Below are 17,442 nucleotides of genomic sequence, written 5' to 3' on the forward strand. Positions count from 1 at the left end.
TGGGGCGATCAGAGCGCACCGGCAGCGGTTCGATCGATCACCCCCCCAAGATGCGCCGTTTGGTTCAAACACACCACCACTGGAGCCTGATCGGCTCCGTTGGGGTAGTCGATCACGGTGACGCCGCCGTTGCCCTGCTTGACGGCCCAGATGTCTGCCGGGGTCAGGCCCAGCAACGCGCAGAGGATGGTCTTGTTCACCGCATCGTGGGCGACCACCAGGGCGGTCTCCTCAGCGGACAAGCTCGCCGCAATGGTGTTCCAGCCCCGCAAGGAGCGATCCCAGACGTCGTGAATGGTCTCCCCACCAGGCATCTGCACGGTTTCGGGGGCCCGTTTCCAGTCGGCCAGGAGCTCCGCCCAGCCCGCAGAGATCTCCTCCTCCAGGCGGCCCTCCCATTCACCGTGGCCGATTTCCACCAGATCAGAGACGCTGGTGAGGGGCACCCCCGCGTGGTGCTTCAAGATCCCCTCCGCCGTCTGACGGGGGCGAGACATGGAACTGGAATAGGCCCGATCGAAGCTCACCTTGCGCAGGAACTCGCCGGCGGCGGCGGCTTGGGCTCGGCCGTTCTCGTTCAAGGGGATATCGATTTGACCCTGGAAGCGCCCTTGGCGGTTCCAGTCGGTTTCGCCATGGCGCACCAGCAGCATCCGGGGGCCTGGACCTTTGCTGGGCAGGCTGCTTCCGCAAACCTCGGGCTGCAGGTGGGTCGTGCCGTTCAGCGATTCGATTTGAACCGCGACGGGCTTGGAGGCCGAACCGGCTGGCGCAGGACTGACGTTGAACACCGACAAGGAGGCGTTCTCTAAGCGAAGGCGACGGAAGCCGGAAGCCTCCAAGCCAAGGAGGGCCAGCACGAGGCAACGCAGGATCGCGTTGTGACCGACCACCAGAACGGTCTTGGGGCTTCCCCCCGGGTCATGGGCCGCCAGCAGACCATCGAGAAAGCGCTGGGCCTGCGCCATCAACTCTGGGATCGGGGCGTACTCGGATCCATCGGCGCGCCGCAGCTGGAGCTGCTCAGGGCTCCGTTTCCATGTGGCGTAGTCCTGGGGGAACTGCGTCTGGACCTCACTGCTCAGCAGGCCACTCCAAGGGGCCAGGTCCACCTCGAGCAGGTCATCGCTCAACTGCAGATCCACGCTGGATCCCTGCGCCGCCAGCAGGGCCTTGGCCGTGTCGTGGGCGCGCCGCAGCGGAGAGCTATAAGCCGCATCAATCGTCAGACCCCGCAGGGCTTCACCGGTGGCCAGCGCCTGCTTAGCGCCCACATCGGTCAAGCTCGAGAGGTCATCTCGGCCCTGGATCCGGTGCTCGAGGTTGAAGCTGCTCAGGCCGTGGCGAACCAGCAGGATCCGGAGGGACACGGGCACTTCCTTAACGAAACGGCATCGTATTTGAGGGCTCTATGGCCCCTCACTGGGCCGCAGAATGCAGCCCAGTGAGATGCACGGGGCGGTGGGGTGAGCACGGAAAAGGAGTCCAACAGTCCACGCAGGTCAGACACACCCAACTGGAAATCGGCCCTGGCGCTGGTCAGCCTGGCCCTCAGCCTGTTGCTCTGGCTCAACGGACTCGTCAGCAGCCTGCAACGCCCCTCCGTTGGCGATGACCTCAGCCGACGCCAGCTAGAGCTGAGCGTGCTGGCCCAGGGGAACTTGAGCGAGCCCATCCGTCCGTTGCTGAGCTCTGGTGATCCCCTGCAAACCCTCCAGGAGAGCCTCCAGAACGCGATCAACGGCAGCCAGGAGGAGGGCCGCAATCCACCCCCAGGACTGCTGCTTGAGCAAGCCCTGCTGCTGCAACGCACAGGGGACCTGAGCCAGGCGCAGACCCTGCTGAAGCAACTCCGCCAAGAAGGGGGAGCCCAGCAGGCGATCGCCACCGTGCTGCTGAACCCCGAACAGCACGGCCGCCAGTCGCGCGAGCAACTTCTTGCCGAGCTCAAGGGATCAACGCTTGTACGCCAGTGGAGCTGCGAAGCACTGCTGGGCGCTGAGGCCTGCCAGGGGGATCAGGTCGCCAGGCAGGCCAGCGTGCAGCTGCTGGCTGTCACCCTGGTGCCCGGCCTGGGACTGCTCGGCGGCATCGCTCTGCTGATTCGCGAGCTCTGGAGGCGCTGGCGCGGAAAGACTCCAGCGGCGCCCCCATGGCTCGGCCCAGCCCTCTCCGGCATTGACACGGTTCTGCTGGTGGCCGGCGGTTTTGTGGTCGTCGGTGAGCTCATCACTCCCCTGCTGGTGGCACCGCTGCTGACGCGGCTGCTGCAGGACTGGCCGATCGAGGCTGTGCTCAAACAGGGGATCAGTGTCGTGGTCCTCTACGGCGCCTTGATGACAGGGCCACTGCTGATCCTGCGGCTGCTGCTGAAGCCCCTCGGCCCAGGGCCCCAGGGGGGCTGGTTGCAATTCCGCTGGTCCCCCCTGCCGCTTTGCTTTGGCCAAGCCCTCAAAGGCTTCTTGATGGTGCTGCCCCTGGTGAGCCTGGTGGGCTGGCTTCAGGGACAACTCTTTGGCGATCCGGGCGGCAGCAATCCCCTCCTGGAATTGGTCCTCAACGGACACAACATTCCCGCTCTGGCTTGTTTTGGAATCACCGCCATCGTCCTTGCCCCCCTGTTTGAGGAGACGATCTTTCGCGGTGCGCTGCTGCCCGTTGCCGCCCGCTACTGGGGATCGGGCTGGGGAATTGTGGTCAGCGCCGCTGTCTTCGCCGTGGCCCATTCCAGCCTCGGAGAATTTCCACCGCTGATGGTGCTGGGGCTCGGCTTGGGCTGGCTGCGCTGGCGCAGTGGACGGCTCGGCAGCTGCGTGCTGATGCACGCCCTCTGGAACAGCCTGACCTTCGCCAATCTCGTTGTTCTGGGTTGGTGAAAACCCCCTTGCTGGAAGCGCTCTCGCGTGGTTGACTTGCGCAGCACGCGTTGATGTTTGTGGTTGCCGTTCCGCTCCAGAAGAGCAATAGAGCGCCGGGCAGCCGCTCCAGCCGTTCCCTCGAGCTGATTCAAGGCACGCTGCTTGCCCGCAAGCTGGATCGCCAAGCGCCGTGGCTTGGCAACCTGCATCGCATTGCCGATGGAAGTCTCGTCGGCCTGGGAGTTGCCGTTGTCGGTCTCAGCGCCCTGACGCTCCACTGGCAGGGCCGCTGGACCAGCAGCTTCCAATCCCTTGAAGCCACCCAGCGGCTGGAGCACCGCCTGCAGGAATCAGCGGCGGTGCTCGAGCAGCATCACCTCTCGATGACCCGCAAGCCGGCCCTGCTGGAGCCCACCAGCAGTGAAAAGCTCGTGTACGTCGCTCCGCCGGCCGTCTCAGCAGGGCCCGACTTTGAAGCCCTCTTGGCCCAGGTCAATCCCGGTCAAATTCTTCCGGGCTACTGATGGCGCAGCAGGGGCTGCAGGGTCGCCGCGCCCCTGCACCACGGGAAGGACGTGGTCCAAGACGCAACCGGGTCGTGGATTTGCAGCCGGTGCCCCCGCGCCGGCTTTGGCTCGTCTACGGCCTTCTGGCGGCGGGACTCAGTGGTTTAGCGCTGCGGCTGGCCTGGGTTCAGGTGATCCAGGGCAACGAATTGTTGAACCGTGCCCGAGCGATTCAGACCCAAACGATCACGCCCCTTGGCCGCAGGCGGACGATCGTTGATCGCCAAGGTCGCCTGGTTGCCCTGGATGAAGAGCGCTTCACCCTCTGGGCCCACCCCCGCTACTTCTCCTTCCCTGGAGACGACATCGGAAGGCTGCGCAGCCCCCTGGATGTGGCGCGCAAACTCTCCCCCGTCCTGGCCAAACCCATGGGCGAGTTGCTCAAGGCCATGGATGGCCGTAAGTCAGGGGTGAAGCTGGCCAGCGAGCTCGACCCTGAAACCGCACAACGTGTGCGCGAGCTGGGCATCAGCGGTGTCGATCTTGAGGCCTATCCCCAGCGGGTCTACCCCCAAGGGGGACTTTTCGCCAATGTCGTTGGCTTCCTCAACCTCGAGCGGGTCCCCCAGGCGGGTCTCGAGCAGAGCCGTGACCGCGACCTGCGTCGCCAAGAAGCCTCCAAAAGTCTCCGTCGTGGAGCCGATGGCACGCCCCTGCCCGATGGTCTGAAACCAGGAGTGCTCTACGGCGACGACCTCAAGCTGCAGCTCACCCTCGATGCCCGCCTGCAGCAAGTCGCCCAGATGGCACTGGCCAAACAGGTCAAGCAATGGAAGGCCAAGCGCGGGGCCGCGTTGGTCATGGATGTCCGCAACGGTGAGCTGCTGACCCTGGCCTCCACCCCGACCTACAACCCCAACCAGTTCTGGAAGTTCCAGCCGGGATTGTTCCGTGAGTGGTCCGTCCAAGATCTCTATGAACCGGGGTCAACCTTCAAGCCGATCAACCTGGCGATCGCCCTTCAGGAAAACGCCATTGACCCGTCAGGAAAGGTGAATGACTCCGGCCAACTCACCATTGGCGGCTGGCCGATCTTTAACCACGACCGCAAAGGCAATGGCTTGATCGACTTCCCAACGGTCCTGCAGGTCTCCAGCAACGTGGCGATGGTGGAGGCGATGCGGCGGGTTCAACCGGCACGCTTCTGGCATTGGCTCCACACCCTGGGAATCGACAACACCCCGGATACCGACCTGCCCGGCGCCGTAGCCGGTCAGCTCAAATCCCTCGAGACCTTTAAAACCCAACCGATCGAGCCCGCAACGGCCGCCTTCGGTCAAGGCTTCAACCTGACGCCCCTGAAATTGATCCAGCTGCACGCGATGTTGGCGAACGGCGGCAGGCTGGTCAGTCCCCACATCACCCGCGGCCTGCGCTCCGGTGATGACCTGGCCAGCGCCCCGCCGGCCTCAGGGGTGCAACTGATCCGGCCCGCCATCGCCCAAACCGTCCTCAATTGGATGGAGACGGTGGTGGAGAAAGGCAGTGGCCGTGGCGTACAAATCCCAGGCCACCGGATTGGCGGCAAAACAGGGACGGCGCAAAAGGCACGCAATGGTGTCTACGTGGCCGGAGCCAAGATCACGAGCTTCATCGCCCATTTGCCGATCAACCAACCGCGCTATGTCGTGTTGGTCGTTGTCGATGAGCCGAAGGGCGAAAACGCCTACGGATCAACGGTGGCGGTTCCCGTCGCCAAGCAAATCATTGAGGCCTTATTGGTGATTGAGAAAATCCCGCCCAGCCGCACGGTTCCCACAACGGCCCGTCAGTAGATCGCACTGCGTGACCGCTTGATGACAACGGGAGTCACGCCCCGATTGGCATCGCTAGCTTGAAAATACGTTTGGTGCCCGGCATGGCCAATCTCCTCGACCAACTGGCCGCGATGACCGTTGTTGTCGCCGATACCGGTGACATCGATGCGATTCAGCAGTTCACCCCCCGGGATGCCACCACCAACCCTTCGTTGATCCTGGCGGCGGCCCAGATCCCGACCTACCAAAACCTGATCGATACCTCCCTGCGGGAGTCCCGCGAGGTCTGCGGCCCCTCGGCACCGGCTGAAGAGGTGGTGCGCGAAGCCCTCGACGAGATCTGCGTCACCTTCGGCAAGGAAATTCTCAAGATCGTCCCCGGCCGGGTCTCCACCGAAGTGGATGCGCGCCTGAGCTTCAACACCGAAGCGACGATCACCAAGGCCCGCAAGCTGATTGGCCTTTATCGCCAAGCGGGCATCAGCCGTGATCGCGTGCTGATCAAGATTGCCTCCACCTGGGAAGGCATCAAGGCCGCGGAGGTGCTCGAAAAAGAGGGCATCCACTGCAACCTCACCCTCCTCTTCAGCTTCGCTCAGGCCGTGGCCGCCGCTGAGGCTGGCGTCACCTTGATCTCCCCCTTTGTCGGCCGCATCCTCGACTGGTTCATAAAGAGCACCGGCCGCGAGAGCTATCCCGGCCATGAGGATCCGGGCGTGCTCTCGGTCACCAAGATCTTCAACTACTTCAAGACCTTCGGCTACAAAACCGAGGTCATGGGAGCGAGCTTCCGCAATATCGACGAGATCGTCGAATTGGCGGGATGTGACCTACTCACCATCTCGCCCAAACTCCTGGATCAACTGCGCAACACCCAGGGGGATCTGCAACGGAAACTGAACCCCTTTGATCCAGCGACGACGGAGCAACAGATCCACCTAGATGCCCAAGGCTTCAAGGCGATGATGGCCGAGGATCAGATGGCCACTGAAAAACTGGATGAGGGTATCCGGGGATTCACCAAGGCAATCGAGACCTTGGAAGCCCAATTGGCCCACCGTTTGGGCGAACTGGAGGGAGCCAGTGCCTTCCAACATGCCGCCCAGGAAATCTTCCTGCTGAACGACCTCGATGGCGATGGCTGCATCACCCGCGAGGAATGGCTGGGGACCGATGCTGTGTTCGATGCCCTGGACACCGATCACGACGGACGTCTTTTGCCCAATGACATCCGTGGCGGACTCGGTGCGGCCCTCGCCATTAACAACTGACTTAGGCTCTGGCCCAGTTGGTTGGCTGTTGCGTGAACGCCCTCGAAACCATGCGTGCCCTGGCCAGCCAGGGAGAGGTGATTCAGGCAACGGCAGGTGATGCGATCTTCTCCTCCGGGGAGACCGGAGACTGCATGTTCGGGGTTCTGGAAGGAACCGTTGAGCTCACCTGGAACGACGAGGTCGGTCATGAGGTCATTCAGGCCGGCGACGTCTTTGGTGCCGGTGCCCTGGTGACGGCGGAGCATCGCCGGTACGGCAATGCCAAAGCCGTCAGCGACTGCAAGCTGCTGAAGATGAACCGCGAGAAGTTCCTCTTCGCCGTTCAGGAATCCCCCATGTTCGCCATCGAGCTGCTGGGCTCAATCGATCACCGCCTGAGGCAACTCAAGGACTGCACCAAGGTCGGCTGAGCGCTCAGCCCCGCTGGAACAGCAGGCGTTTAATCACGCGTTGGGCGATATCGCCGTAACCCATCTCGCCCGAAAGAATTTGGGCGATCCGTTGCGGCGCTGTCGGTCGCTTGATCCCCAGCTGGTAGCCCACTTTCGGTACCCGGTAGAACACCTGTGCAATGCGCCGGCCCCAGGCCATGGAGTCGCCCCAGTGTTGGCGCATCTGGGCGCTGTATTGAGCGAGGGCCTGCTGTTGCTCATCGGCAGCGGAGCTGCCCAGATAGCGATCCACCGCGTCAGCGGCCCGCACGCCACTCATCAGTGCTGGGCGTAACCCCTCCGCCAAAAAGGGATCACAGAGGGAGGCCGCGTCACCGACCACCACGGCGCCAGGGACATGCAGTGGGTAGTGACCATCCCAAACCCTGAGGGGAGAACGGCGCCGCAGGCCGGCATCCGGCGCGAGGCCCAAGGAGGGAAGCAATTCGGCTAACACCGCATCCGCATCCGCCGCTTCGCGGCCAATGAAGGTGCCCACTCCAATGCTGTAGCCCCCTTGCCTGGGGAAGGCCCAGCAGAAGCCATGGCGCACGAGACCGAATTCGAATCGGGCCGTGTCCCCCTCCAACACCTCGGCATCAACCTCAGCCGCCAGGGCTTCTGCAAAGCGCGGCTGACTGGGACCGAGGCCCAAGGGGGCCGCAAAACGAGAGTTGGAGCCATCGGCAATCACCACGGCTCGTGCGCGGTAGCCATGGCCACCGGCTTCCAACATCCATTGATCGCCATCCCGCTGGATTGACGACACTTCGGAGCCATCCAGCAGTTCCGCACCCTCCGCAACGGCTCGCTCAACCAGATAGTGATCCAGCGTGGAGCGCTGCACGATCCAAAACGGAGAGTCGCCAGGAAGGACCGCCACCACCGGATCCTCCAGGCACCAGGTGAATTTCACCTGGGTGATCACCCGATCAACGGCCGGCTGCAGATCAAAGGGAAACCAACGCTGCACGGAGGCCGCCATGCCACCGCCACAGGGTTTGGCCCTGGGAAGGGACTGCGCCTCAAGCAGCAGAACACGACGTCCCCGCGCAGCCAGGTGGAAGGCCGCTGCGCCGCCGGCAGCACCGGCGCCGACAACGGCGACATCAAAACAGTGCGGTTCGCTCACACCTTGAGGATGTCTGCTTCCTTCTCAGCCAGCAGTTTCTCGATCTCAGCAATGAACTTGTCGGTGAGCTTTTGGACCTTGTCCTGCTCATCGCGGCTTTGATCCTCGGAGAACTCGCCCTCCTTCTCCTGCTTTTTCACCTTGTCGATCGCATCGCGGCGAACGTTGCGCAGGGCCACCTTGCCCTCCTCGGCATACTTCGCCGCCAACTTGCAGAGCTCCTTGCGGCGGTCCTCCGTCAGGGGCGGGATGTTGATACGGATCAACTTGCCGTCGTTGTTGCAAGTCAGACCCAGGTCACTCATCGAAATGGCCTTCTCGATCAGCCCCAAGGAGCTGCCATCGAAGGGCTGCAGTTGGATCGTCGAGGAGTCGGGGGTGCTGATGGTGGCCAGGGACTTCAGCGGCGTATCCGCGCCGTAGTACTCCACCTGGATCTTGTCGAGCAGCGACGCATTCGCCCGGCCGGTGCGAATCGTGTTGAAGGTGCGCTGGGTGGAATCCACCGACTTGCGCATGCTGGCTTCGAGATCCATGGCGAGAAAAAGGGCGTCGCTGAAGAAAGAAAGGGGCCGACCCGTCAGGCCGAAGGAAGGATGCTGGTGCCGATGGGCTCACCGCGCACAGCCCGACCAATGTTGCCGGAACCGAACAGATCAAACACCACGATTGGGATGGCGTTGTCCTTGCAGAGGGCGATGGCCGTGCTGTCCATGACCTCTAGCTCTTTGCTGAGGACATCCATGAACGAGAGGCTCTCGTAACGCACCGCGTCGGCGTGCTTGTTGGGGTCCTTGTCGTAGACCCCGTCGACCTTGGTGGCCTTGAACACCACGTCGGCTCCGATCTCAGCGGCCCGCAACGCAGCGGTGGTGTCCGTGGTGAAGAAGGGATTACCCGTACCGGCGGCAAAGATCACCACGCGCCCCTTCTCCATGTGGCGGATGGCCTTGCGACGGATGTAAGGCTCCGCAACCTCCTGCATCGAGATGGCGCTCTGGACGCGGGTGGGAATGCCGGCCCGCTCCAATCCGTCCTGGAGCGTGATGGCATTCATCACCGTCGCCAACATGCCGACGTAGTCAGCGGTGGCCCGGTCCATGCCGGCGGCGGACCCCTTAAGACCGCGGAAGATGTTGCCGCCGCCCACCACGATCGCCAGCTGGCTGCCGTCGGCGACCACAGCGGCGACATCCTTAGCGATGGCATCCACCACCGCAGGATCGATGCCGTAGCCCTGCTCGCCCATCAGGGCTTCGCCGCTGAGCTTCAGCAACACGCGCTGATAGGCCATCCCTTCGTGCTGCAGCTTCGTTGGCCGAACAGTAGCAAGCGTGAGATCCCTTGCCGACGCTGGCCAGGAGCGCTTCGATGCCAGCAGATGGGAGTGCTGGATGGACAGGCATCAGGACCAACCCATTCCACCGGTCGGCTCCAGCCGCAGCGGCCTCATGGCACGGCTCACCCTCTCGGCCGTGGAACAACTGACCGAAGACCCCCGCGCCTGGGCTGAACCGGTCGTGCATCGGGCGCTGTTGATCAGCGGGCTCTCGGTGCTGATGAGCGCCCTGGCCACGGTGCAAACCCAGACCAGTCCTTAGAACTCAATACCCGCCTGGGCTTTTACCCCCTGTTCCCGGAAGGGATGGCGCACAAGCTTCATCTCCGTCACCAGATCAGCACGCTCCACTAACGCCGCCGGAGCGCCGCGGCCGGTGAGCGCCACATGGGTCAAGGGCGGCCGCAGCATCAATCCCTCCAACAGATCCTCCAGATCGAGGTAGCCCAACTTGAGGGCCACATTCACCTCATCGAGGACCACCAACTTGCGCTGGGGATCAGCGAGGTACTCGCAGGAGCGCTTCCAGGCCTGCTGCACCAAGGCACGGTCACGCTCGCGGTCCTGGGTTTCCCAGGTAAAGCCCTCCCCAAGGGCATGCCAGTGCAGCGCTTCACCAAACAGCTCCAGCGCCTTGGCCTCGCCGGGTTGCCAGCCCCCCTTAATGAACTGCACAACGGCCACCTGCTCCCCGTGGCCCAAGGTCCGCAGCACCAACCCCAGGGCTGCCGTGGTCTTGCCCTTGCCATCACCGGTGAAGACCAGCACCAGTCCCTTCTCCAGGGAGCGCTCCCCAACCCGCTGCTGCTGCACTTCCTTGCGGCGAGCCATGCGCCGCTGGTAGGCATCGGCTGTGGCCTCAGGGGCCAGGTCTCCGCCCATCCCCAACTCCGATGCTGTCTGGTCCAGGGCGTTGGGATCGGCCACAGCTTGAGGTCAGGGGTGCCTCCAATCTGGCGCGGTTAAGCCGCGCTCGCCTGGTGCCGGGCCAGGGCCGTATCCACAGCCTGCTGCTGATCCCGGCGGGTGATCCAGTGGTGATAAGTCCTGGTGTGGATCGCCACGGAGTGGCCCATCATCCGAGCCGCCACCGTGTCGGGCAGACCGATGTGGATCGTGCGAACCGCCCAGGCATGGCGCAGGTCATAGGGGGTGAGGGGCAGGTCGTAGCGACGGAACTGCTCGGCAACACGGCGGCCGACCTGCTGCAGGGTGGTGCGGCGGAGATCGGTACAGACCGCCGGCAGAAGCTGACGCTGAGCCCCTAGTTGCTCCAAGCCGAAGCGCTCCACCCACTCCGGTTGAAAGGGCCAAACCTGGTGCTCTCCGGTCTTGCTCGTGGGCAACACACGGATCACCCGATCGCCCCCGGGTGCCAAGGCGGAGAGGTCGGTGAAGAAGACCTCATGGTTGCGTAGGCCATAGGTCGCCATCAGGCCGTAGGCCAAGCGCCATCCGGGGTTAGGAATGCGCTCAAGCCACTCCAGGATCTGAAGGTCGCTTGGGAGCTGGCGAAATTGGGCGGCATGCAGGCCATAGCCCCCCGCCCGCTCACCCCAGTCAGGGGGCAACGCCAACCCTTCGGCTCGAGCCAGGGCCGCGAGGGTGGTGCCGCACTGCTGTCGCCCCCGCGAGGCCAGGGGATAACTCTCCAGGACAGCCTCCAGAAGCGGCAGGCCCCAGGCCATCCCCTGATCCCCAGCCAAGCGCTCGAGGCGGCGGACATAGGGCAGATAGGCGCTGCTCCAGGTCGTCCGGGCTCCGGAGGGATTGCGGCGGCGGCGCGGATCTTGGAAAAACCCCTGCTCAAAGCGCTGCAGCCGCGCCGCAAGCGAAGAGGCCGTCGCTGGGGGCAATGGCCCCGTGGGAGCGTCCTTGGTTTGAAGCCAGTCGTCCCAGCAGAAGCGCTGCTGCTGAAGCTGCTGCAGGACCAGCTTCAGTTGGTGGCGGGCCTGCTCGAGGCCGGCTGGGTCAGCGTCAAGGCCAAGGCTGATCCGTTGCACCCGCTGAGCCGACCCACCGCTGCGGCAGGGCAAGGGTCCCCTCAGGCCGAGCCGGGAACCCCGGCGCTCCAGCCGCAGCGAAACACCGCTGGCGGCCAGCAGCGCGTTGTGTTCCCGAAGGGCCAGATCGAGGCGTTCGAGGCTGATCTTGAGACCAAAGCGAGCCGGCCGACCTTATCGAGCCTGAACGGGAGCGACCAGCCCCCAGCCGGCAGCGTTACGCTCGCCGCTGTTGTTGTCCGATGAAGCGGGGCATGGCCAAGGTCGGCGTGGTGTTGCTGAACCTGGGCGGCCCTGAGCGCATTCAGGACGTCGGTCCCTTCCTCTACAACCTCTTCGCGGACCCGGAAATCATCCGGCTGCCCAATCCGGCGCTGCAAAAACCCCTGGCCTGGCTGATCAGCAGCCTGCGCGCCGGCAAGTCCCAAGCCGCCTACCGCTCCATCGGTGGGGGCTCCCCCCTCCGGCGCATCACCGAGCAGCAGGCCCGCGAGCTGCAAAGCACCCTGCGTCAACGCGGCATCGAGGCCACCAGCTACGTGGCGATGCGCTACTGGCACCCCTTTACCGAGTCGGCCGTGGCCGACATCAAGGCCGATGGGATCGATGAGGTGGTGGTCCTGCCCCTCTATCCCCACTTCTCGATCAGCACCAGCGGCTCCAGCTTCCGGGAACTGCAGCGCCTGCGCCAGGGCGATCCCGCCTTCTCCAAGCTGCCGATCCGCTGCATTCGCAGCTACTACAACGACCCCGGTTACATCGGCGCCATGGCCGAGTTGATCGGCAAGGAAATCCAGGCCTGCCCAGACCCGGCCACGGCCCACGTCTTCTTCTCCGCCCACGGCGTCCCCAAGAGCTACGTCGAGGAAGCCGGTGACCCCTATCAAAAGGAGATCGAGGGCTGCGCCCAGCTGATCATGGACAAGCTGGCCGCCGATCTCGGCCACGCCAACCCCTTCACGCTTGCCTACCAGAGCCGCGTCGGTCCGGTGGAGTGGCTCAAGCCCTACACCGATGACGCCCTCAATGAACTCGGGGAGTCCGGGGTGAAGGACCTGGTGGTCGTCCCCATCAGCTTCGTCAGCGAGCACATCGAAACGCTCGAAGAGATCGATATCGAGTACCGGGAAATTGCCACCGAAGCGGGCATCACGAATTTCCGCCGCGTTCCGGCCCTCGACACCACCCCGTCCTTTATTCACGGCCTGGCCAACCTGGTCCAGCACGCCTTGGAAGGTCCGGAGGTCAACCTGGATCAAGCCGCGGCCCTGCCAACCCAGGTCAAGCTCTATCCCCAGGACAAGTGGGCCTGGGGCTGGAACAACAGCTCCGAGGTCTGGAACGGACGCTTGGCAATGCTCGGCTTCTCCGCTTTCCTGCTGGAGTTGCTGAGCGGTCGTGGCCCGCTGCATTCCATCGGCCTGCTCTAAGGCCCTTCTCGCAGCATCCCTGCTGCTGGGGCCCGCCCACGCCAACCCCTGGCAACAGGCCCGTTTCCCCGTCCCCCAGTTCAGCGGCTACACCAGCCATTACGGGCTCCGGACCGGCGCATCCGGCGGCTCCAGCCTCCACCGGGGCCTGGACATCGCCGCTCCCCTGGGCTCCCCGGTGCTCAGCTGGTGGGCCGGGCGGGTGGAGCGGCTGATCAACGACGGGAGCTGCGGCATCGGCGTGGCGATCCGCTCCGGCCCCTACGAGCACCTCTACTGCCACCTGCAGGGAACGATCGAACAGGACACCCTGCGCAGCGGAGGCGCGAGCCTGCGCCAGGGCTCCTGGCTACGGACGGGGGAACCCCTGGGCGCCATCGGGGTGAGCGGCCGCAGCAGCGGACCTCACCTGCATTGGGGCGTCAAGCTGAACGAGCGTTGGCTGGACCCGGTGCTGCTGCTGCGAGCAATGGCTGACGCCAGGCGCGTGGAAACGCCCATTTCTCAGGCCAGACCTTAGGGTGACTGGATCTGAAAACGCTGTCCGCCGCCGCCGTGACCGTGACGTCCGTTTCACAAGCGGCCACCGCCGCTGATCACTCCACCCCGACCCGGGTGAGTGGCGGTTACGCCCTCATGGATGCCCTCCGTCGCCATGGCGTGGAGACGATCTTTGGCTATCCCGGCGGCGCGATCCTTCCCATCTACGACGAGCTGCACAAGGCCGAGTCCAGGGGCTGGCTGAAGCACGTGCTCGTGCGCCACGAACAGGGCGGCACCCACGCAGCCGACGCCTACGCCCGCGCGACCGGCAAGGTCGGGGTCTGTTTTGGCACCTCCGGTCCAGGGGCCACCAACCTGGTGACGGGCATCGCCACGGCCCACATGGACTCCGTGCCCATGGTGGTCATCACCGGCCAAGTCCCCCGGGCGGCCATCGGGACGGACGCCTTCCAGGAGACGGACATCTTTGGCATCACCCTGCCGATCGTGAAGCACTCCTGGGTGGTGCGCGATCCCCGGGACATTGCCCGCATCGTCTCGGAGGCCTTCTTGATTGCCTCCAGCGGCCGACCCGGTCCCGTTCTGATCGACGTGCCCAAGGACGTCGGAGTCGAGGAGTTCGACTACATCCCCGTTGAACCCGGCGCGGCCGTTCCCCCTGGTTTCAAACTCCCCCCCGCGCCGGCCCCCAGCGCCATCTCCGCTGCGCTGGAGCTCATCCGCAATGCCCGCCGTCCCCTCCTCTATGTCGGTGGTGGGGCCATCAGCAGCGGCGCCCACGCCGAAATCCATGCCCTGGCGGAGCGCTTCCGGCTTCCGGTGACCACCACCTTGATGGGGAAGGGTGCCTTTGATGAGCTCCACCCCCTCTCGGTGGGGATGCTCGGCATGCACGGGACCGCCTACGCCAACTTCGCGGTGACCGATTGCGACCTGCTGATCGCCGCCGGCGCCCGTTTTGACGACCGCGTCACCGGCCGCCTCGATGGCTTCGCCCCCCGGGCCCAGGTCATCCACATCGATATTGATGCGGCAGAGATGGGCAAAACCCGTCTGCCGGATGTGGCCGTCGTCGCCGACGTCAAGCAAGCGGTCGAGGCCCTGCTGGCCGCCTCCAGCCAGGAGGACTCCCGAGGCCGCACCGAGGCCTGGCTCGAGCGCATCGCCCAGTGGAAACAGCACTACCCCTTGGTGGTTCCAGCACCCGAGGGAGACATCGCGCCCCAAGAGGTGGTGTCGATGCTGCAGGAGCTCTCCCCCAAAGCCTTCTTCACCACTGACGTGGGCCAGCACCAGATGTGGGCTGCGCAGTTCCTGCACACCCTCCCCCGCCGTTGGATCAGCTCCGCGGGCCTCGGGACCATGGGTTTCGGCATGCCGGCGGCCATGGGCGTTCAGTGCGCCTTCCCCGAAGAACCGGTGATCTGCGTGGCCGGCGACGCAAGCATCCTGATGAACATCCAGGAGCTCGGCACCCTCAGCCAGTACCACCTCCCCGTGAAGGTGGTGGTGCTCAACAACGGCTGGCAGGGGATGGTGCGCCAGTGGCAGGAGAGCTTCTACGGCGAGCGCTACAGCGCCTCAGAGATGACCGGCGGCATGCCGAACTTCCCCGCTGTGGCGGAAGCCTTCGGCGTCAAAGGTGTTCAGATCCAAGGACGGGAGGAACTGCGCACCAAACTCGCCGAAGCCCTGGCCCACCCCGGTCCGGCCTTCATTGAGGTGAAGGTGCGCCGCAACGAGAACTGCTATCCGATGGTGCCCCCCGGTGCCAGCAACGCCCAGATGGTGGGCCTCCCCTCCCATCCGGAACTGGCGATCGACACCAATCGCGAGTGCCACAGCTGCCACCACAGCACCTCCAGCTCCAGCCTGTACTGCCCCAACTGCGGCGCCAAGCTGTGAGGCTGGGGCTGATCCGCCGCTGGCTCTGTGCTGCAGCGGCTGCATGCCTGCTGCTCTGGCCGGGACAGGTCTTGGCGGCCGAGGTGCTGCAGGTGCGGAGCGGCACTCTGCTGCAGATCGGTGACCGCAACCGCACCTACAGCGTGCAACTGGCTTGCGTCGTGGTCGACCCAGACGATGACGCTGCCGCCGTGGACTGGATTCGTAAGCAACTGCCCCGGCGCAGCAAGGTGAACCTGCGCCCGACCGGCAGTGCCGATGGGGTCCTCATCGCCCGCATCAATCACCTCGATGGGCAAGCCAACCACGACCTGGGCGCGGAGCTGATTGCATCGGGCCTAGCGTCCTCCTCAGGATCCTGCTAACGGCCGTTGAGCATCAATCGGGCAGCCAAGGGCATTGTGCTGGTGCCCACACTCCTGTTGGGAAGTGCCTTCATCGCCACCGCGGTCTGGGGACCAGCGGCAGCCGCTGACAACAAGTCCCTCGCCCTGGGGGTCGGAGGAGTCTTGATCGCAGCGGGTTTGCTGGCCCAGCTGATGCCGGAGCCAGCTCCCGAGGCCAGGTCCGAAGACGAATCCTGAGCGTTACTTCGCCGGCTTGGTCTGAGGGGTGGATTGGGCTTTGGTGCGGCCCTCTTCCACCAGGCGGAAGTACTCCTTGGTCGGGAAGATCACAAAGCTGTCCTCCTTGGCTTTGCTGATCTGAGAGAGCACCGCGGTGAGGTCGGCAACCCTGGGCTTCAGCTTGCTGCGCTCAGCCTCAGGCACGTTGGAGAGCGCCTTCTGCAACTCGTCGTAGCTCAGGAAGAACACGCCCCGAGGGCCATCGGGGGTGTTGAGGGTTAGGAAGGGCTGGGTGAAGAACACCGCCACATTCAGGCCCTTCTTGATCTCCTCGTCACTCAGCCCTTCTTTCTTCAGCAGGGTGTAGGCCTGCTTGATATCGGCGTCGTTCATCACCACCGGGGCCACCAGTGGCTTGCTCTTGTCCTTCAGTTGCTTGTTGAGCTCCACCACCTTCTCGTTCATCACATTCAGTGGAACGGGGGTGACGGTGGCCTTGAGGCTCGGGTTCGACTTCAGCAGCGCCTTGAGCTCGGTGTTCGCCCGATCACTCTCGAGATAGAGGGGCAGGACCAACGCCTCGTCCCGGGGGATCGGCAGGGGAATGCCATTGGCATCGGTGATCACGAAAACCGGAATCACCTGCAGTTTCTTGATCGCCTCGGCTTCAGGGATCGCCAAAGCGGGAGCCGCGGCCATGGCGCCCAGGACGGCGACGGGGGCCAGCAACGAGGCCGCTTGACGGCCCATCGGCTTCAACCAAGCGGGAAAGCGCGAGAGCATGCGACCGATCAAGAAAGGTCAACCCTAGTCAGAACCCAGGAAAGACCCCCAGGGCGTAGGGCTCTCCTGGGACTGGATCAATCAGCCGAGCGGCTGAGGCCACAGCCTGCTGGGCCTCCTCCAAGTTCCCCTTTTGCCAGAGCCAGCGGTTCAGCCAGCCGCTGAAGGCCACATCCCCGCCGGTCGTACTCGCCAGCACCGTGCGCGGAGAGAAGCGCTCCAACAGCTCAGGCAAAACGGTCTGGCCGCGGACAAAGGCGCCAGCGACCGGCAAGCCCAAATCGACCACGGGCGTAATCACCGCATCAAGTACTTCCGGGGCGAGGTCAGCGGGCAGGTAGCCATGGGGCTCGAGGTAAAGGCTCCCCTGGGGATGGCGCAGCAGGTAGCCGTTCTCAACCTGGGGCACCGGTGCGCCTGCTGTGGCTTCAATCCGAAGCTCGCCAAAGGCCGTGGTTTCACCGGGGCGCAGGCCCGTGACCTGCTCAAAGCCCATCTGCTGCACCTTCTTGGCCGCCGTCAGGGACCCCACCACGGGCAGGGAACGGGGCAGCAGCGCCAGGGTCTCGGGATGGGCGTGGTCATCCAGTCCCTGGGTGAGCAGCAGCAAATCGAGATCGGCAGGAAGCGCAAAGGAGCGGGACAACTGCCCCTGGAAAAACCAGGGCCCGGGGGGAAAGACCAACGGACCGCAGAACCAGGGGTCCACCAGCACCCGCAGTCCCGACCAGTCCAGTAACCAGCCGTTGGCCCCGAAATAGGTCGCTTCCACCGCTTCAACGCAACTGGCGGCGAGGCTAGGCAGCGCGGTGCTGGAATACAGGAACGAGGCTCAGGACAAGTGGTGCTGCGACTGAGCGAGTTGAAGCTGCCGCTGGATCACGAGGAAGCGGA

At 64.5% G+C, this 17,442-nt stretch carries 19 protein-coding genes; 11 read left to right on the forward strand and 8 right to left on the reverse strand.

All coding sequences use genetic code 11. From position 1 onward, the window contains the following. Positions 1–8: 8 nt before the first annotated feature. Positions 9–1,370 (reverse strand): histidine phosphatase family protein, encoded by a 1,362-nt coding sequence (locus tag QZ184_RS01060; protein ID WP_296415911.1) that lies wholly within the window; start codon positions 1,368–1,370, stop codon positions 9–11. A gap of 96 nt (positions 1,371–1,466) precedes the next feature. Here QZ184_RS01060 and QZ184_RS01065 point away from each other — a divergent pair, with 96 nt between their 5' ends. The 5 genes from QZ184_RS01065 (at position 1,467) to QZ184_RS01085 (ending at position 6,865) form a co-directional block, all read left to right on the forward strand. Continuing rightward, a complete protein-coding gene (locus QZ184_RS01065; protein WP_296417750.1) occupies positions 1,467–2,876 on the forward strand; it encodes a CPBP family intramembrane glutamic endopeptidase in 1,410 nt (469 codons plus the stop codon). Positions 2,877–2,929: 53 nt separating this feature from the next. Then, positions 2,930–3,382: a hypothetical protein gene (locus QZ184_RS01070; protein WP_010316655.1), complete on the forward strand. Its 453-nt coding sequence runs from the start codon at positions 2,930–2,932 to the stop codon at positions 3,380–3,382. After that, positions 3,382–5,199, forward strand: coding sequence for a penicillin-binding protein 2 (locus QZ184_RS01075; protein ID WP_296415908.1), 1,818 nt, complete (start codon positions 3,382–3,384; stop codon positions 5,197–5,199). Before QZ184_RS01070 ends, QZ184_RS01075 begins: the two co-directional genes overlap by 1 nt. 83 nt (positions 5,200–5,282) lie before the next feature. Next, positions 5,283–6,452: a transaldolase gene (locus tag QZ184_RS01080; protein ID WP_247477915.1), complete on the forward strand. Its 1,170-nt coding sequence runs from the start codon at positions 5,283–5,285 to the stop codon at positions 6,450–6,452. A 32-nt stretch (positions 6,453–6,484) separates the two neighbouring features. Beyond that, positions 6,485–6,865 carry a Crp/Fnr family transcriptional regulator gene (locus tag QZ184_RS01085; RefSeq protein WP_247477913.1) on the forward strand — a complete coding sequence of 127 codons (381 nt, stop codon included), beginning with the start codon at positions 6,485–6,487 and terminating at the stop codon, positions 6,863–6,865. A gap of 4 nt (positions 6,866–6,869) precedes the next feature. On the opposite strand, the gene QZ184_RS01090 is transcribed toward QZ184_RS01085, so the two are convergent. From QZ184_RS01090 to pyrH, 3 genes are read right to left on the reverse strand one after another with little or no spacing between them, the layout of a single operon-like run. Further along, positions 6,870–8,018, reverse strand: a complete 1,149-nt coding sequence (locus QZ184_RS01090) for a geranylgeranyl reductase family protein (RefSeq protein ID WP_296417752.1) — start codon at positions 8,016–8,018, stop codon at positions 6,870–6,872. Continuing rightward, positions 8,015–8,554 (reverse strand): ribosome recycling factor, encoded by a 540-nt coding sequence (gene frr, locus QZ184_RS01095; protein ID WP_010316649.1) that lies wholly within the window; start codon positions 8,552–8,554, stop codon positions 8,015–8,017. The genes QZ184_RS01090 and frr overlap by 4 nt, the downstream gene beginning before the upstream one ends. Positions 8,555–8,598: 44 nt before the next feature. Further along, on the reverse strand, positions 8,599–9,312 hold the full coding sequence (gene pyrH, locus QZ184_RS01100) for a UMP kinase (protein ID WP_010316646.1): 714 nt from the start codon (positions 9,310–9,312) through the stop codon (positions 8,599–8,601). 100 nt (positions 9,313–9,412) lie between these two features. Here pyrH and QZ184_RS01105 point away from each other — a divergent pair, with 100 nt between their 5' ends. Continuing rightward, positions 9,413–9,619, forward strand: a complete 207-nt coding sequence (locus tag QZ184_RS01105; RefSeq protein ID WP_010316644.1) for a hypothetical protein — start codon at positions 9,413–9,415, stop codon at positions 9,617–9,619. Here QZ184_RS01105 and cobO read toward each other — a convergent pair. Beyond that, on the reverse strand, positions 9,616–10,239 hold the full coding sequence (gene cobO, locus QZ184_RS01110) for a cob(I)yrinic acid a,c-diamide adenosyltransferase (protein WP_247479937.1): 624 nt from the start codon (positions 10,237–10,239) through the stop codon (positions 9,616–9,618). The genes QZ184_RS01105 and cobO overlap by 4 nt on opposite strands. Positions 10,240–10,319: 80 nt before the next feature. Continuing rightward, positions 10,320–11,486, reverse strand: coding sequence for a site-specific integrase (locus tag QZ184_RS01115; RefSeq protein WP_296415963.1), 1,167 nt, complete (start codon positions 11,484–11,486; stop codon positions 10,320–10,322). Between the two features lie 128 nt (positions 11,487–11,614). Between QZ184_RS01115 and hemH the strand changes: the two genes are divergently transcribed. From hemH to QZ184_RS01140, 5 genes are all read left to right on the forward strand, one after another. Further along, positions 11,615–12,790 (forward strand): ferrochelatase, encoded by a 1,176-nt coding sequence (gene hemH, locus QZ184_RS01120; protein WP_296417753.1) that lies wholly within the window; start codon positions 11,615–11,617, stop codon positions 12,788–12,790. Next, positions 12,759–13,310 (forward strand): M23 family metallopeptidase, encoded by a 552-nt coding sequence (locus QZ184_RS01125; protein ID WP_296417755.1) that lies wholly within the window; start codon positions 12,759–12,761, stop codon positions 13,308–13,310. The genes hemH and QZ184_RS01125 overlap by 32 nt, the downstream gene beginning before the upstream one ends. 95 nt (positions 13,311–13,405) lie before the next feature. Then, positions 13,406–15,199, forward strand: a complete 1,794-nt coding sequence (gene ilvB, locus QZ184_RS01130; RefSeq protein ID WP_296415962.1) for a biosynthetic-type acetolactate synthase large subunit — start codon at positions 13,406–13,408, stop codon at positions 15,197–15,199. After that, positions 15,196–15,564, forward strand: coding sequence for a hypothetical protein (locus QZ184_RS01135; protein WP_010316623.1), 369 nt, complete (start codon positions 15,196–15,198; stop codon positions 15,562–15,564). The genes ilvB and QZ184_RS01135 overlap by 4 nt, the downstream gene beginning before the upstream one ends. A 6-nt stretch (positions 15,565–15,570) precedes the next feature. Then, positions 15,571–15,783, forward strand: coding sequence for a GIVxVP protein (locus QZ184_RS01140; protein ID WP_010316621.1), 213 nt, complete (start codon positions 15,571–15,573; stop codon positions 15,781–15,783). A 3-nt stretch (positions 15,784–15,786) separates the two neighbouring features. On the opposite strand, the gene QZ184_RS01145 is transcribed toward QZ184_RS01140, so the two are convergent. Continuing rightward, positions 15,787–16,548: a Tic22 family protein gene (locus tag QZ184_RS01145; RefSeq protein ID WP_010316620.1), complete on the reverse strand. Its 762-nt coding sequence runs from the start codon at positions 16,546–16,548 to the stop codon at positions 15,787–15,789. Positions 16,549–16,576: 28 nt separating this feature from the next. After that, entirely contained in the window at positions 16,577–17,320 is a 744-nt protein-coding gene (locus tag QZ184_RS01150; RefSeq protein ID WP_296417757.1) for an MBL fold metallo-hydrolase, read from the reverse strand. Between the last annotated feature and the right edge of the window lie 122 nt (positions 17,321–17,442).

This window comes from Vulcanococcus sp. DEBay_Sum22DG08_74 (assembly GCF_017852955.1).
GTDB lineage: Bacteria > Cyanobacteriota > Cyanobacteriia > PCC-6307 > Cyanobiaceae > Vulcanococcus.